Genomic DNA, 16,051 nt, shown 5'->3' on the forward strand with positions numbered 1-16,051 from the left:
CGACACGAGCCAGAGCAATCTGGCTTTTGTTGATGAAAGGGGAAGCCGTTGATGATTCGGAAAACACGATTGATCCGTTTGCTCGTTCTACTTATTGTGCTGATTGGACTCAGCTCCTATCTCAGTCTGTTTCTCGGCGTGACGACGATCCGGCCGCTCGAAGCCATCCGGGAATGGTCATCCGGTGATTTGTCAAAAGAAACATTGGTCCTGACGACACTTCGATTACCACGATTAGTACTGGGACTGATACTCGGGGCAAACCTAGCCGTCGCCGGAGCATTGATGCAGGCGGTCACCCGGAATCCGCTCGCCTCCCCGCAGGTATTTGGTGTCAACGCCGGAGCCTCGTTGTTCGTGGTTCTCGCGTTATTGCTGTTCCCGGCGCTCGGGACGGCCAATCTCGTGTACTTCGCTTTCCTCGGTGCAATGATTGGCGGGTTGCTCGTCTTTTCGTTTGCTTCCGTCCGCGGCATGACGAGTCTGAAACTGGCCCTCGTCGGGATGGCGATCCACTTGTTGCTGACGTCTTTGACGAAAGGGTTGATTTTGTTCAATGACCGGATCACGAATGTCTTGTACTGGTTATCCGGTTCGATCAGTGACAGCGGCTGGCTTGAAGTCCGGTTGATTGTGCCGTGGTCGATCATCGGCTTGATCTTAGCCTTCAGCCTGGCCAAATCGCTGGCCATTTTCCAACTCGGTCAGGACGTCGCCGTCGGACTGGGGCAAAACATCACCCGGATCCGGATGCTGGCAGCCGTCGCTGTTGTCTTGCTGGCCGGTGTGACGGTTGCCGTCGCCGGAGCCATCGGCTTCATCGGTCTGATGGTCCCGCACATCGTCCGGCGCCTGGTCGGGGAGGATTACCGGTATGTCCTGCCGGTGTCCGCGTTATGCGGCGGACTGTTGCTGACGTCTGCCGATGTCCTCGCCCGGTTCATCGCTTATCCCTATGAATCACCGGTCGGGATCGTGACGGCATTACTCGGGGCGCCGTTCTTCTTGTATTTAGCGAAACGTCAGACGAAAGGGGTGGCGTAAATGAACAGACTCCGTCAACAACCATGGCTTGGTCTCGTCCTCATGTCGCTCCTTGTCACTGTGCTCAGTTTTCTGTTGCTCGGCGTCGGTTCCGTCTACTTGAAACCGGGTGAAATCGTCGCAGCCCTGCAAGGAGATGGAAGTGCCTTCATCGTCTGGAACTACCGGTTGCCGCGGACACTTCTCGCGTTACTCGCCGGCGGTTGTTTTGCCCTATCTGGTGTTTTGTTGCAAGCGATCATCCGGAATCCGCTCGTCTCCCCGGACGTCATCGGCGTGACGAACGGAGCGGCCTTGTTTGCCGTTTTGACAATTGCGTTACTTCCGGACGGTCCGCTCGTTTTGACGCCGCTTGCAGCGATGGGCGGAGCGGCACTCGTGATGATTGCCCTGATGTTACTTGCCGATCACGGCAAGCTGCAACACAGTTCCTTTGCTTTGCTCGGCATCGCCGTCAGTGCGATTTGTGCGTCGGGAACGGAATATCTGTTGATCAAGTTTCCGCTCCAGACGAATGATTCACTCGTTTGGCTTGCCGGCAGTCTGTTCGGCAAAGGCTGGACTGAAGTGTATGTCCTGGCGCCGGTCTTTCTGATTCTCGGACTCGCCATCTGGTCCGGACACCGGCAACTCGATATTCTGTCACTCAGTGAAGACGCGGCGATCGGTCTCGGGTTACGGATGAAACGAACTCGGTATGTCTTTCTCGCGCTTGCTGTTGTTCTCGCTGGTGTCGCCGTCGCGATGGTCGGATCAATCGGGTTCCTTGGACTCGTCGCCCCGCATATGGCCCGACGTTTGATCGGTCACCGGCACCACCTGTTGATTCCGATGGCCGTCCTCGTTGGCGGCGGACTGTTGGTCGTCGCCGATGCGATTGGGCGCGGGATTCATCCGCCGCTTGAAATTCCGGCCGGATTGATCACAGCAATCATTGGTGTACCGTACTTCTTGTATCTGCTGCGGAAAAACCGCGCGTGAATGCGACCAAAACACACTGCCTTGTACCAGTTTCTCTGTTGAGAGACTGTGCGACAAGGCGGTGTTTTTTTGAGTTGAACAGTAAATCAATATCCGATATATGGTAAAATGAAATAGATCAGCAGATGCTGTCTATAAAAAAACTCAGACGAAGTGTTTAAAAACTATGACGTGTCGAGGTGCTGAATGAACATACACTTTGAAGAACTGAAAATGTACACGAAATTTGATGATTTAGCAGATGATTTACTGGATCTTGCAAAAGAAATTCTGCCGGAACAGCTGTTTTATTTATCAGCCATCAATGAGACCGAGCAATTGATCATTAAACTGTCCGAAGAGCAGACCCGGATGCCGGTCACAGAAGGAATGGTCATTGATTTGAATTACTCGCTCTGCCAACGAATCGATTTTCAAACGAAACAACCGCTTATATACGAAGATGTCACAAAAGACCGCAGTCTCGACGGCATGAGGGAAGAACTGGAAGGGGCGAATGTTCAGTCCTATTTAGGGATTCCGATTTCGCTTGCGAACGGAGAAAAGTTCGGTACATTGTGCGCCATCAATGATGAAGTCAGTTTGTTCGAGAGCAAGAGTATCGAGTTACTGCAACGGATCGTCCGCCTGTTTTCGTATTATCTGGAACTCGAGCGGTTTGCCTGGCGTGACATGTTGACGGATCTGTACAATCGGCGGTATTTGACACATCAATTCGACCAACATCCTCAGACGGAAGGCGCTTTGTTCTTCCTTGATTTGGACGGCTTCAAAAATGTCAACGATCTGTACGGGCACGATGCCGGGGACGCTGTTCTGCAGGAGGTCGCAAGACGATTGAAGACACTGATTGCAGGACAAAAAGAAGCCTATGCCGTCCGCTTGGGCGGAGACGAATTCGTCATTCGGTTTACGCACTTTGATTCTCAGCAAGCATTGATCGATCAAGCAGATGAAATTCTTGTCCGGTTGAGTACGTGGGACACATATGAACTGTCGACCAGCATCGGAATCGTCGCCTACAAAGACGCTGACATCAGTCTGAAAACGCTGCTCCGCCAAGCGGATATCGCGTTATACGAAGCAAAATCATCGGGGAAAAACAGGTACAAACTGTTTACAGAATGATTGGCCGGACACATGCAAAAGAAAACACCATGAAGTTCGACGTCTCCTTGACCGGAAGCGTACGAAACAGCATGGTGTTTTTGAATTAGTGTCAGACGGTCAATTCAATCGTCAGTCCTTCGGGATCAAGAAAGACGCTTTCGTAGTAACCGTCGCCTGTCAGACGTGGCCCGTCGAGCCGGGAATAGCCGTCCCGCTCGAGCCGTGCCGTCAGTTGATCGACAGCGAACCGGCTGCCGAGCGAAAAGGCAATGTGCGCGTAACCGAACCGGTCGCGCGGCGCATCGTGATCGATATCCGTCCGGTGCATCAATTCGAGCCGGGGGCCTGAGTTAAAGTGGAGAAAGTAGGACGAAAATCCTTTGAGCGGATTATGGTACAACGCATTGGCCTGCGCCTCGAAGTATGTTTCGTAAAAGTGTTTCATCCGTTCGAGATCCTTGACCCAAATGGCGATATGTTCAATTTTCATGATAGAAAACTCCTTTTCTAATGAGTTAAGACGCGCGCGACAACGCTCGCTTGGCAAGGACACGATTGAGACGTTCTGAACAGAGCAACAAGAATAAAATCATGACGAATCCTGTCACCGGGAACAACTGCAACGTCAGGAGCGAGGCGAGGACACCGAACAGAGGCGGTAAAAAGGTGCTGCCGCTGTAGGCAAATGCCATCTGGATCCCCATCAATCGTTTCGCTGCATCCCGTCCGAACCGGACCGGTGTTTCGTGCAACATCGCCGGGTAAATCGGAGCGAGTCCGAGTCCGATCAGGATGAAACCGGTGAACATCAGACCGTTGACCGGAATAAAGAACAACAGACTGCCGAGCAGTGCAGTGCCTTGTCCGACCCGGATCAACTGTCGGTTCGTCATCCGTAGCGATAAGAAACCGCTCAAGAACCGCCCGACCGTGATGCTGCCGTAATAGACGGAAATCCACGTCGCTGCCGTTTGGACGGAAAACGACTGTACTTGAACGAGGTAACTGCTGCCCCATAAACCAATCAAGGCTTCGGCACCGCAATAAAGGACAAATGAAGCTAACGCAAACGGTAGTCCGACTAACCGTTTCGACGGCGTATCAGTTAACGACAAATCGTCCGGTACGTCCGAGACAGCGACCGGTGCCTGTTTCCAGAGCGGTAGACTGAGAAGGAGCAGGAGAGCGAGACCAAACTGTGTCAGGGCGACGGTCAAATATCCGCTGCGCCAGTCGCCGGATCCGCTCATCATCGCCGCCATGATCAACGGTCCGGTCGTTGCGCCGACGCCCCAAAAACAATGGAGCCAGTTCATATGATGGGCTTTGTAACGGGTCGCGACAAAATGATTGAGCGCCGCATCGACGACTCCGGCACCGAGACCGAGCGGAACCGCAAGCAGAAACAGCCACAGTAACGAAGGGGCAAAATAAAATCCGAGCAGGCTGCCGGCCGTGATCGCGGCACAAAAGGCTGTGACATGACTCGTCTCGAACCGGTTGAGAATCTTGCCGCTGAACAGACTCGAGATGATCGTTCCGCCGGCAATCGTCATGAACAACCAGCCGGCGACTTCGAGATCGGCCCCGAACTCCGTCCGCATGACGGGCCAGGCGACCCCGAGCAACGAGTCCGGTAACCCTAAACTGATGAATGCCAGATAGATGATGCTGAGTAATAAGACACCACTCATGAAGAATTCCTCCTGTTCGCTGATAAAGGTTGTTCGGTCAGAAGCTGTAATCCGATTCGGGTCAAACCGTTCAGGTAATCGGTTTCCCAGTTACTCCGGATCAAGAGCGGGATATGTGCTTCCGGGATGTATTCGGTTGTCTTGAACCGGATTTGTTCCAAATCGTGCTCCGTCAGTTCCTCCCCGTTAAAAATCAACAGACGCGGATTCAATGTCGCGGCAAACGTCGCCGTCAAGCGGCTGATCGCATCAATCGTCCGGGCATCCAAGGCGGTTTGCCGCTTGGCAATCGCTTGTCCGAATGTCATCTTGTCGTATTGCGGGACGACGGAGATTTCACCGGCAAAATGACTGCTTCCGCGCACGAGCTGACCGTTGATCAAAATCCCGGAACCGGGACCGTTTTTTCCTAAGTACAAATAAATCAATGATTGTTGACGGTTCTGATCTGCTTCGTGGAATCCGACCACAGCCGCATTCATGTCGTTTTCGACGACGACCGGTAACCGGAACTCGGATTCGAGCGTCTGTTTCAGATCGATCTGTTGCAGGGACGGATAGTCCGGTGCAAAAAAGACTTTCCCGTCTTCGACCGATGCGGCAACCCCGACGCTCAAGAAGGTGATCCGCGTATTCTCTTCCAGCAGTCGCTGAATCAGACGGATCAAAGCCGGGACGTGCGGCTCATCTGCCCCGACCGGTTTGGTGCCAAACGACAGAACCGTTCCGAGTGCATCGAATATCCGAAAGCCGATCGCATCGAGTTCAAGGTAGAGGGCAAGTCCATGGGTATGATCGGCCCGATACCGGTACTGTTTTGCCGGGCGGCCGCCATTTGACGATTCCGACATCTGTTCGTCGATTTCTCCATGTGCGATCAAGATGTCCACGTGCTTTTTGACCGTCGGAAAACTGGCCGACAACATCCGGCTCAGTTCCGGAATCGTATTGATCTGTTGAAACAGGATGGCTTGACGGAGTTGTTTTAATAAATCGGTATTGGTTCCAGCCATAAGCAATCTCCTTTACACTTTTTAAAATATTTTAATAAGTAGTCGGATTGAGTGTAGCAAGCAAAGACTCAAATGGCAAATGGTTTTAAAAGATTTCTATACAAAAAATACGCTAAGGCAATCGATTTGATCGAAGACCTTGGCGTATTTTCAAAAGCGGGGTTTGTCATCTGCTCATGAAGGTCATGTCGTCAGGCAACGTAAGTCTTGTTAATAATGCGAGTTCTTCCTCCCGTTGTGTCGTATACGAACTGACGTCTTGAAGATCGGCATCGACATAAGCCGGGTGGACCATGATTTCGACCGAATCGCTATCGAGTGAACGCAGTTCCTGCCACAAGTCGAGATAAATTCCTTCGCCATAAAAACCGGTATACAGTGTGTCCGTCAACAGATAGTCCGTATGAGCGGCAAGCGTCGGGGCAAAACGGACAGGCACCCCGTAACGCCGGGCCAACTCTAACACGACTTCCTGCAACGGATTCCACCCGTGAATATGATGATGACTGTCGATATGATGCAATGGCAAACCGGTTGCTAAAAAAGCTTCGATTTGGGCGGTCCATTCCGTCAAGACGTCTTCTTGAGAAGGGGGGACCTGTTCCGCATATTGGTTGGTAAAGCGGAAGTGACCGGACGCGTCCGTTAATGTCGTGGTCGTCGTCGTCAATGGACGTCCGTAAGTCAAGACGAGGTGAATACCAACCTGTAACTGTGGAAAACGTTTTGCTTGTTGCACGGCATAGGGGACGGCCAGCCCGTTCATCATCAGCGTTGTCGCATGGACGATGCCCTGTTCGTGTGCCCGGACGATGCCGTCCGTCACACCGCGTGTCAAACCAAAATCATCGGCATTAATGAAAATGTTCATAAGACGTCACCCGCGGCATAGTGCCGTTCGATGACGAAGTTTGTCTTGTCACCTCTGAAATAAGACCGCGAATACTCAATCGGCTCACCGGCACTGTTTTCAGCAACCGTTTCGATATAAAAACACGGCATGCCGAGTTCACAGTTTAAATGTTCACTGATTCGTTCGTCTGCCAACGTGATTTCAAGGGACTCAGTCGTTTTGGCGACGGAAATTGAAAAGGTTTCGCGGAGCGTCGTGTACAGGGAATGTTCCGCTTGTTTTTTCGTGATGCCGGGCGCAATGTGCCAGGGGATATAGGAGATTTCGTATTGCGTCGGTTCGTCATTGGCCCGGCGAATCCGTTCGATCCGTTGAATCGGATCATTGAGTTTGACATTTAACTTGGCGACGATTGCCGCGTTTGCCGGGACGACCGTCAAATCAACGGCCGCAACATGCCCCCGTTTGCCTTGGACAGCGAGCTGTTCGGTATAGTTGTCAGGTGTATCCGATAAGGTTTGGCGTACCTTTTGATCGGCGACGAACGTCCCTTTACCTTGTTGCCGAATCAGGTACCCTTCGAGCGTCAATTGATTCAAGGCGGCCCGGACAGTCGTCCGGCTGACATCAAAATCTTCACAGAGCTCATATTCGGTCGGTAATTGTTGACCGGCTTGATAGAGTCCCGATTTAATACGTTCTAACAACTCTTCTTTGATATAGGAGTGTAACGATTGGTTGGTTTCCATGACGGACCTTCCTTCACGAGTTTTCTTTTATTGTAGCGATAAAAGACAACTGAATGCAAATGTTATAACAAGTTACGAAAATTTGTATTAATACATTTGATATTTGTATTTACATTTGTTCTTTTTGTATGATACATTACAATCAAGAAAAAGAGGAAGCGGTTACAAAAAAACGGGAGGTTGTTATCATGGGGATCAAAGTCGTCATCATCGGAGGTGGATCAAGCTATACACCTGAATTAATCGAAGGGTTCATCAAACGGTATGAATCCTTTCCGGTTTCTGAAATCGTCTTATGTGATATCGAATCCGGAACAGACAAGTTAGACATCATTACCCGGCTTGCAGAGCGGATGATTCACCGGTCCGGTTTGCCGATTCGTGTCAGTTCAACATTAAATCGCCGTCATGCCCTGGAAGGAGCAGACTTCGTATCCACACAAATCCGCGTCGGAGGGTTGCAGGCACGGGCACTCGATGAACGGATTCCTTTGAAACACGGTTTTATCGGTCAGGAAACGAATGGCGCGGGCGGGATTTTCAAAGCGTTCCGGACGATTCCCGTCCTGCTCGAACTGTCAAAAGAGATGCACGAAATCTGTCCCGATGCCTGGCTGATTAACTTTACGAATCCAGCCGGTATCGTGACGGAAGCGTTATTGAAGCACGGTCCCCACCAAAAAGTCATCGGTGTCTGCAACATTCCGTTTAACATGCGGAACTCGACTGCCGAAGTCTTGCACGTCGATGTGGAACGCGTCTCGATCGAGTTTATCGGTTTAAACCATTTTGTCTTTGGTCGCCGGGTCTTTGTCGACGGAAGCGACCGAACGCAAGAGGTGATGCAGCGTCTGATGTCGAATCAGCTTGATTTTTCACCGGCGAATATTGTCAGCCTCGGTTGGTCCGACTCCTTCTTGCAAGCCGTCAACATGTTGCCGAATCCCTACCACCAGTACTATTTCCAAACCGCTGAGACGCTCGAGAAGGACCTCGCCGCCTACAACACGAACGGCACCCGGGCCGAGATTGTCCAGGAAGTCGAACGGACATTGTTCGAAGCCTATCAGGATGAACAGTTGGACGAAAAACCGGCTGAACTCGAATTACGCGGTGGCGCGTATTACAGTGATGCTGCCTGTTCCCTGATGGATTCGATTTACAATAACCGAGGAGACATCCAGACCGTCAATACATTAAACCGTGGGGCGATTTCCGACTTACCGGTCGATGCCGTCATCGAAGTCAACGCCGTCATTACGAAAGACGGTCCACTCCCGATTGCGGTCGGACCAATACCATTATCCGTCAAAGGATTGATTCTGCAGATGAAGCAGATGGAAGAACTGACGATTCAAGCCGCGTTAAGCGGATCCGTCAAAGACGCTTACTTAGCCTTTTTGATGAATCCATTGATTCAAGATGAAAAGCGGGCGCAACCGCTACTCGAGGAGATGTTGCTTGCGCACGCAGCATGGTTACCACAATTTCAATCCAAGGAGGCGCAACGGACATGAATAAATTCATTGAAATCGCAGGAAGAATCGGGGCCCAACGCCATCTCGTCGCGATACGGGATGGATTCGTCGCCATTATGCCTCTGATCATCGTCGGGTCTCTCGCGATACTGATCAATAACTTCCCCGCCATCGGCAGTCTTGATTTCGTCGGTTGGATGAACGGGCTGTTTGGAGAAGGAAACTGGCAAGGGTTAGGGGGGAACATCTGGAACGGATCGTTTGCGATTTTAGGATTGCTGGTCGCTTTTTCGATCGCCTACAGCCTGGCTAAAAGTTACGATGTCGATCCGTTGTCGGCAGGGTTGATTTCCGTCGCCTCCTATATCATTCTCGTTCCGGTCACGAAAGACTGGGGACTCAGTTTTGCCTGGCTCGGCGCGCAAGGACTATTCGTCGCCATCATTCTTTCTCTTTTGACGACCGAGCTGTTCCGCATCTTACTGAAGACACGGTTGACGATCTCGATGCCGGATGGGGTTCCGGATGGTGTCGTCCGCTCGTTCCAGGCGTTGATTCCGGCAACGTTGATTTTGATCCTCGTCGGAGGTTTCCAATTATTCATGACGCTTGCCATTGAGTCGAGTCTGTTTGAAGTCATCTTCAACAGTATTCAAAAACCGTTGCAAGGGTTCGGGGATACACTTCCGGCTGCAATCGCGATTGCCTTTTTAAATCATATTCTCTGGTTCTTCGGTTTACATGGGACAAACATCATCGGAGCCGTCATCGAACCGATTTATCTGCCGTTGATTCAGCAGAACCTGGAAGCATTCCAAGCCGGGACTTCTGCTTACGATGTCCCGAATACGGTGACGAAACCTTTCCTCGACTCCTTCGTATTCATAGGGGGTTCCGGTACGACGCTTGCTCTTCTCTTTGCCATTTTCTTTGTCATCCGCGAACAGAAAAATCATCCGTACCGTGAAGTCGCCAAGTTATCGACACCCGCTGGATTATTCAACATCAACGAACCGGTGATTTTCGGCTTACCAATCGTCTTGAACCCGATTATGTTGATTCCATTCATCCTGGTTCCGGTCACATTGACGATCGTGTCCTATGTCGCGCTGTCGACCGGACTGGTGCCAAAAACCGTCGCGATTTTACCGTGGACGACACCGCCTTTAATCAGCGGATATCTCGTAACAGGCGGGAGTTGGCGCGGAATCGCACTACAAGTCGTCAATTTGACGCTCGCGACAGCGATTTATGTCCCGTTCGTCGCAGCCGGTGTCCGGGCGATGAAAAAACAAACAGAAGGGAAGATGGCAAGCTGATGACAGAAGAACTGCAAATCCTATCGTTTACAATGATTCTTCATGCAGGTAATGCCCGTTCGGCAGCAATGGAATCGATTCAGGCCGCTAAAAAAGGAGACCTTGCGTTAGCACAATCTAAACTGGAAGAAGCCAATCAGGAAAGTCTGCAGGCGCATCGTGCCCAAACGACCTTACTGCAGGACGAAGCAAAAGGGCTTGAGACGCCGTTATCGATTCTGTTGATTCATGCCCAAGACCATTTGATGACAGCGATGACCGTCAGAGATTTAGCTGTCGAGATGGTCGAACTGTATACGCGACTCACACGACTGGAGGAAAAATCATGAACATTTTACTCGTTTGCTCGGCCGGCATGTCGACGTCGATCTTAGTTCGGAAAATGCGTGAACAGGCGGTGATGCAAGGACTTGATGTGACAATCGAAGCCATTCCCGAAAGTGAATTATCGCATCATCTGGATCAGACGGACGTGATTTTAATCGGACCACAAGTCCGGTATTTAGAAACAAAGATTCGTCAAGTAGCAGAACCAAAAGGGGTTCGGGTCGCGATCATCAATCAGATGGCCTATGGTCTGATGAAAGGGGACTTGGTCCTCGAACAGGCTCAATCCTTATTAACAGAAGCTTGATGAATTTACGCTAACAGGTAAAAACGGTTGATTCTGCCGATTTTACCTGTTAGCGTTTTTCTGTCTGAAAATTAATCGGTAAAGCGACGGAAACAGGAAAACTAGTAAACATGAAGAAGTAGTTAACATCGGAGACCGATGCCGCAGGACCATCGATGCAATTGATGATTAAAGGTCAATGGATATGGTCGTTCGCGGAGGGGAAGTGAGTTCGAGACGAAACTGAAAATGATTTGATTGAAGTAAGGGGCGACCAATGGACATCACAACACGGCTTTATATCGAACATATTGAACAGTGGCATAGTTGGTTGGAGAATCATCATTTAACGGAGACCGAAGTTTGGCTTATATTTGATAAAAAGGATGCAGAAAAATATCAGTTGGATTATATCGAAACCGTCGAAGAAGCTCTTTGTTTTGGTTGGATCGACGGGATTAAAAAAGGGACGGGGACCTACTGCTTCAGCGATTTACGCCACGTCGGACAAACAGTCACTGGACTGAACTGAATAAAGAACGGGTCCGCCGACTGACAGCACTCGGAAAGATGCAGGAACAGGGGTTAAAGGTGACACCTGACTTGACGATACCGTTCGACATCGATCAATCCATTATCAGGGAACTGAAAAAAGATCCGGACACCTATCAATTTTTCCGGACGTTGCCGGAGCTCTACATCCGTGTCCGGATCAGTTATATCCAGGTCAGCAAGCGAGACAGCCCGGAGTATGAAAAACGTCTAGCAAAGTTTTTGGCGTATACGGCGCAACGTCGATTGTTCGGTCGCTATGACGATGGAGGAAAATTGACGGGGAACTATCAGGTGAAGTCGAGAAACTAAATTGACCGCTCGGTTAGGAGCAAATCATCGTCATCGGCGAACGATTACAAGCAAACTTCCTCGAGCGGGCGTTAACGACGAAACCGAAACAAGTCATCCATAAAAATTTGTCACAATCGAGTCAACACCATATTCTAAAGCAGGTATTTTGAGCGTCGACGTCTAAAGTATAGCTTTAGACGTACATAAGGAGTGAAATCAGATGTTCATGCATCATATTACCGATCAATTGAGCTTAAAATTAATCGAACGACAGGACGCCGACGAGCTGTATGCGTTGATCGACGCCAACCGGGACCACTTGCGGCAATGGCTCCGCTGGGTCGACGGGGCGACCGGACCCGACATCTACCGGAACGAAATCATTCCGGCCTGGTTGACGGACTATGCGAACGGCAACGGCTTTGCCTGCGGCATTTACTTCAAAGGTGAGCTCGTCGGGACGATTGCCTTACACGAAATCAATCAGATGTTACGGCAAACGTCGATTGGGTATTATTTGACCGGGAACGGGCGCGGCAAAGGATTGATGACACCTGTCGTCGCTTTTATCACAGACTATTGTTTTACGACATTACAACTGAACCGGGTCGTCATCGAATGTGCGGTCGGCAATACACGAAGCCGGAAGATACCGGAACGTTTAGGTTTTCAGCAGGAAGGAATCCTTCGTGATGCGGAGAAATTGTACGACGCGTATCATGATGTTGCGGTTTATGCGATGCTTGCACAGGACTGGTCCAATACCTTGGTGTCTGATCAACGCGTAAGCTACCGTTCAAACTGACGGGAAAGAGAAAGGAAGAGGGACGATGGTTAAATTTGAAAAAATGTCGGAAACGGCATACGCAGCGTATCTACCGGAAGCAATCCAAGAGTACGCGCAGGAGAAGGTCAAGGCCGGAACATGGGCAGAAGTGGAAGCTGTTGACCGTTCGGCAGCTGAGTACGGGCAATTGTTGCCGGACGGGATTCATACAAAACAGCATTATCTGTTTTCGATTTTGGACGACATCGAACAGACAGACGTCGGCATGATCTGGTTTCAAGTAAGCGAATCGACGCACGGACGGACCGCCTTTATCTTCGACTTTAAAATCGATGACGTTCATCAAGGAAAAGGCTATGGCCGGCAAGCGATGGAGATGCTCGAACAGGTCGCCCGGAGGATGAACATCAAAAAAATCAAATTACACGTTTTTGCGCATAACACGCGTGCGATTCATCTCTATGAAACGACGGGATTTCTCACAACGGATTTACATATGACAAAAACGCTGAACTGACAACCAAACTCCTCTGCTGTCCCAATGGGATGACAGAGGAGTTTGGTTGTTTTCAGCGCCACGTTTGAAGCGTATTGGCGAACTGGATATCGGTTTCAAGTTCACCATGAATGTGGGTTGAGGTAAAGTCATTTCCGGCAAGCCAGTCTTTAAAATTGAACTCAACCGGCTCCTGATCGCCGCCGAGCGCAAACCAGACTTTCATGTCGGACGGGAAATAGGCCGATGTATGAATCGTCCCTGCCCAGTGACTGTACAGGTCGGAGAAAACTCCTTTATCGGAATCGTTCAACAGCCGGAAAGCCGATTCCGCGTCCTGAATCAAATGCTGGTGCGTCTTCAGTTCCATCATCCGCCGTTTTGAATCGTCGAGATGGAACCGGTTTTCGTGTTGCAACAAATCAAAATGATTCGTACAGAGATTCGTCTCGCGGACTTCGATATCCCGTGCCGTCGCCTCGATGACAAATGAGCGGTTCGATTGGTCATGGACGACATAGCTGAACGACCCCCGGTGCGGCATCTCCTTTACGAGCGAAATTGCATCTTCGACCGAGGTACATGTCTCGAGGATAATCCGTCCAATCATGAAACTGACGAAGCCGTCTCCAGGACGACGGCGGTTGATGAAGTTGTACCCCATCGCAAGGCCATGTTCGTTCATTCCGTCCATTCGTCCGGTGACGCGGGACGCCGGTCCGATGATAGCGGAGCCGCCATCCGTCGGTTGAAAAACGGAAAACCGTCCATCGTACGTCATCGGATGATAATCATAATTGCGGACGAGGAAATTATCACCCGTCATGATCGAACAGCCGCTTTTCGGTCCTTCGACCCGGTAGTGACCAAAATGAAGCAGTGTATCGGCGAGCGATAATTCGAGTTCATCCTGTAACCCGAGCAACTCATCCCAAATATACGGGGCATAGCGGAGAAACATCTCTTTCGTTTCGACAGGGTCGACCTGAAAACGGGGAACCCGGATTTTCCAATTGTCTTCGCGGTTATGCAACAGTTGGTTGCGTTTGACGTAACGGCCCTGTTCGCGGCCGAAGTCATAGTGTGTTCCGCGGAACTGCGTGATTTCATTCGAGACAGACTGCACAGACTTCACTCCTTTTGTTTCTGTATGATTCTGATTATATCGAATCCGGTACCCGCTGTCGTAATCAAGGGCTCAGGACAACACATTGCTCACGCCAATCATGAAAAAACACTGAATAATTTGAACAAGTTACCGATAAAGGAGATGGAGGGATGAGAACATGAAAAATTTAACGGTACGTAAAAAGATTCAACTATTGATTGCGACAGCAATCATCGCCATGATTTTACTGGCAAGCGCCGGGCTTTATTTCCTGAATCAGATGTCAAAGGCATCGGAAGCGATGTATCAGGAAAATCTGTTGCCGGTCCAGGAAGTCGCTCAAATCCGGATTGATACCCGGGCGCTTGATTCATTTCTGGTCGAAATGATTCTAACGACGGATCCGAAGCGGATTGAAGAATTGGGAGGCGAAATTGATACACGTCAAGCGCAAATCCGGTCGTCTTTAGATACATACGAACGTACAGCCAAGATGACGGAACAATCAAGTAAGCAATTGGAAACATTAAAGGACAATGTACTGGCATATGATAATGGTATGAGTATGGTCCAAGACTTTGCGTCACGAAATGAAAATGAAGACGCGTATAAGAGTTATTCAGAAAACCTGGAGCAAGTTCGGGAGAACGTCGCGAACTCGGCAAAAAGTCTGATGAAGACGATGACGAAACAAGCGAAAGACATCAACGCGTTGAACCAGCAGGAACAACAAACTGCGTTCTACATCATGCTTGGTATTTTCGTCATCGCCCTGATGTTGTTTGCAGGTCTCGCCATTTACATCACACGTCTGATCACACAACCGATTCGTTCGTTGCAAGGGTGGATGAAGCAGTCGGGTGAAGGTGATTTAACGGTCCGAGGTGATTACGTCTCAAAAGACGAACTTGGTCAATTGACGACATCATTCAACACGATGACGGAGCAACTTCACCAGGTCATCATTGAGATGACGGATACATCAAAACACGTTGCGACAGCATCGGATGAGCTAAGCACGAATGCGGAAGCGACGACGAAAGCGACGGAAATGGTCGCCGTGACGATGGAAGAAATCGCGAGTGGTGCAAGCCAGCAATTGAACCAAGTCTCCGGTGCATCACGGACTGTTCAGGACTTAACGTCCGGCGTCAGTCAAGTCGCCGGTAACGCGCAACAGATGACAGATGCGACAGGTGACGCGATGGATAAAGTCACGCACGGCGGACAAGTCGTCCGGCAACTCGGTCAACAGATGGAGCGGATCAACACCGATTTCACGGAACTCGGTCAAGTCATCGTCGGTCTCGGAAACCGGTCGCAGGAAATCGGACAGATTACCGATTCGATCACGGGAATTGCCGCACAGACGAATCTGTTGGCACTGAACGCGGCGATCGAAGCGGCGCGTGCCGGTGAACAGGGACGCGGATTTGCGGTGGTTGCAGCGGAAGTCAAGACGCTTGCAGAGCAATCTGCTCTTGCGGCGAAGCAGATCGAGAGCTTGATCCAAGTTATCCGACAGGAAACAGAACAATCCGTTGTTTCGATGGAAAAGGTGACGACTGAGATGACGAACGGAATTCAAGTGGCCGGTGAAGCGAGTGCTTCATTCCAGGCGATCGAACGTTCGATTAGCGAAGTGACAGGGCAAGTCGAGGAAGTGTCCGGCGCTGTGCAGGAAATGGCAGCCGGAAGCGAACAGATTTCTGCGATCATGCGCGAGATTCAAGGCGTGACGGAAAGTACGGCCGCCGGAACGGAAAACATCTCGGCTTCGACGGAAGAACAGATGGCATCGATGCAGGAAATCTCGTCAGCGTCACAATCACTGGCGACGATGGCGGAAGACTTAAAACGATTGTCGAGCCGTTTTAACGTGTAATGAATCAAGCAGGTACCTAAAATAGGTACCTGTTTTTTTATGGAAAAAGCAGGGATTTTGAAAAAGGAACGGTAA

General features: G+C 50.3%; 18 protein-coding genes and 1 pseudogene. 13 read left to right on the forward strand and 6 right to left on the reverse strand.

What is annotated here, in order from left to right; all coding sequences use genetic code 11:
- The first annotated feature begins 51 nt into the window (after positions 1 to 51).
- From AC3IRK_RS07500 to AC3IRK_RS07510, 3 genes are all read left to right on the forward strand, one after another.
- Complete coding sequence (locus tag AC3IRK_RS07500) at positions 52 to 1,044, forward strand: FecCD family ABC transporter permease (protein ID WP_489170658.1); 993 nt, start codon at positions 52 to 54, stop codon at positions 1,042 to 1,044.
- Entirely contained in the window at positions 1,045 to 2,025 is a 981-nt protein-coding gene (locus tag AC3IRK_RS07505; RefSeq protein WP_449403560.1) for a FecCD family ABC transporter permease, read from the forward strand. It begins immediately after the preceding gene.
- A gap of 186 nt (positions 2,026 to 2,211) precedes the next feature.
- Positions 2,212 to 3,153, forward strand: a complete 942-nt coding sequence (locus tag AC3IRK_RS07510; protein ID WP_489170659.1) for a GAF domain-containing protein — start codon at positions 2,212 to 2,214, stop codon at positions 3,151 to 3,153.
- A 91-nt stretch (positions 3,154 to 3,244) separates the two neighbouring features.
- Here AC3IRK_RS07510 and AC3IRK_RS07515 read toward each other — a convergent pair whose 3' ends face one another.
- The 5 genes from AC3IRK_RS07515 to AC3IRK_RS07535 all read right to left on the reverse strand — a co-directional run bounded on the left by AC3IRK_RS07515 (position 3,245) and on the right by AC3IRK_RS07535 (position 7,444).
- A complete protein-coding gene (locus AC3IRK_RS07515) occupies positions 3,245 to 3,625 on the reverse strand; it encodes a VOC family protein (protein WP_489170660.1) in 381 nt (126 codons plus the stop codon).
- Positions 3,626 to 3,650: 25 nt separating this feature from the next.
- A complete protein-coding gene (locus AC3IRK_RS07520; RefSeq protein WP_489170661.1) occupies positions 3,651 to 4,829 on the reverse strand; it encodes an MFS transporter in 1,179 nt (392 codons plus the stop codon).
- Entirely contained in the window at positions 4,826 to 5,842 is a 1,017-nt protein-coding gene (locus tag AC3IRK_RS07525) for an ROK family protein (protein ID WP_489170662.1), read from the reverse strand. Before AC3IRK_RS07525 ends, AC3IRK_RS07520 begins: the two co-directional genes overlap by 4 nt.
- A gap of 166 nt (positions 5,843 to 6,008) precedes the next feature.
- Complete coding sequence (gene chbG, locus AC3IRK_RS07530) at positions 6,009 to 6,713, reverse strand: chitin disaccharide deacetylase (protein ID WP_131972815.1); 705 nt, start codon at positions 6,711 to 6,713, stop codon at positions 6,009 to 6,011.
- Positions 6,710 to 7,444, reverse strand: a complete 735-nt coding sequence (locus AC3IRK_RS07535) for a GntR family transcriptional regulator (protein ID WP_131972814.1) — start codon at positions 7,442 to 7,444, stop codon at positions 6,710 to 6,712. The genes chbG and AC3IRK_RS07535 overlap by 4 nt, the downstream gene beginning before the upstream one ends.
- 188 nt (positions 7,445 to 7,632) lie before the next feature.
- Between AC3IRK_RS07535 and AC3IRK_RS07540 the strand changes: the two genes are divergently transcribed.
- From AC3IRK_RS07540 to AC3IRK_RS07580, 9 genes and pseudogenes are all read left to right on the forward strand, one after another.
- Entirely contained in the window at positions 7,633 to 8,961 is a 1,329-nt protein-coding gene (locus AC3IRK_RS07540) for a 6-phospho-beta-glucosidase (protein ID WP_489170663.1), read from the forward strand.
- Positions 8,958 to 10,241 carry a PTS sugar transporter subunit IIC gene (locus tag AC3IRK_RS07545; protein WP_026833097.1) on the forward strand — a complete coding sequence of 428 codons (1,284 nt, stop codon included), beginning with the start codon at positions 8,958 to 8,960 and terminating at the stop codon, positions 10,239 to 10,241. The genes AC3IRK_RS07540 and AC3IRK_RS07545 overlap by 4 nt, the downstream gene beginning before the upstream one ends.
- Positions 10,241 to 10,570, forward strand: coding sequence for a PTS sugar transporter subunit IIA (locus tag AC3IRK_RS07550; RefSeq protein WP_131504079.1), 330 nt, complete (start codon positions 10,241 to 10,243; stop codon positions 10,568 to 10,570). Before AC3IRK_RS07545 ends, AC3IRK_RS07550 begins: the two co-directional genes overlap by 1 nt.
- Complete coding sequence (locus AC3IRK_RS07555) at positions 10,567 to 10,875, forward strand: PTS sugar transporter subunit IIB (RefSeq protein WP_131504080.1); 309 nt, start codon at positions 10,567 to 10,569, stop codon at positions 10,873 to 10,875. Before AC3IRK_RS07550 ends, AC3IRK_RS07555 begins: the two co-directional genes overlap by 4 nt.
- Before the next feature lie 256 nt (positions 10,876 to 11,131).
- Positions 11,132 to 11,385 (forward strand): annotated as a pseudogene (locus AC3IRK_RS07560) (YdeI/OmpD-associated family protein); the annotation flags it as partial.
- A gap of 39 nt (positions 11,386 to 11,424) precedes the next feature.
- Complete coding sequence (locus AC3IRK_RS07565; RefSeq protein WP_489170726.1) at positions 11,425 to 11,718, forward strand: YdeI/OmpD-associated family protein; 294 nt, start codon at positions 11,425 to 11,427, stop codon at positions 11,716 to 11,718.
- Between the two features lie 26 nt (positions 11,719 to 11,744).
- A complete protein-coding gene (locus AC3IRK_RS07570; protein ID WP_370528999.1) occupies positions 11,745 to 11,870 on the forward strand; it encodes a VLRF1 family aeRF1-type release factor in 126 nt (41 codons plus the stop codon).
- A 50-nt stretch (positions 11,871 to 11,920) separates the two neighbouring features.
- The gene (locus AC3IRK_RS07575; RefSeq protein ID WP_188004262.1) at positions 11,921 to 12,505 is read left to right on the forward strand and encodes a GNAT family N-acetyltransferase; all 585 of its coding nucleotides are present in this window, start codon (positions 11,921 to 11,923) and stop codon (positions 12,503 to 12,505) included.
- A gap of 25 nt (positions 12,506 to 12,530) precedes the next feature.
- Complete coding sequence (locus AC3IRK_RS07580; RefSeq protein ID WP_489170664.1) at positions 12,531 to 13,004, forward strand: GNAT family N-acetyltransferase; 474 nt, start codon at positions 12,531 to 12,533, stop codon at positions 13,002 to 13,004.
- A gap of 52 nt (positions 13,005 to 13,056) precedes the next feature.
- On the opposite strand, the gene AC3IRK_RS07585 is transcribed toward AC3IRK_RS07580, so the two are convergent.
- Positions 13,057 to 14,109: a C45 family autoproteolytic acyltransferase/hydrolase gene (locus AC3IRK_RS07585; RefSeq protein WP_131972810.1), complete on the reverse strand. Its 1,053-nt coding sequence runs from the start codon at positions 14,107 to 14,109 to the stop codon at positions 13,057 to 13,059.
- A 160-nt stretch (positions 14,110 to 14,269) separates the two neighbouring features.
- On the opposite strand from AC3IRK_RS07585, the gene AC3IRK_RS07590 reads away from it, so the two are divergent.
- Positions 14,270 to 15,976 (forward strand): methyl-accepting chemotaxis protein, encoded by a 1,707-nt coding sequence (locus AC3IRK_RS07590; RefSeq protein ID WP_188004264.1) that lies wholly within the window; start codon positions 14,270 to 14,272, stop codon positions 15,974 to 15,976.
- Positions 15,977 to 16,051: the final 75 nt, after the last annotated feature.

It is taken from the genome of Exiguobacterium sp. GL_137, from assembly GCF_057834585.1.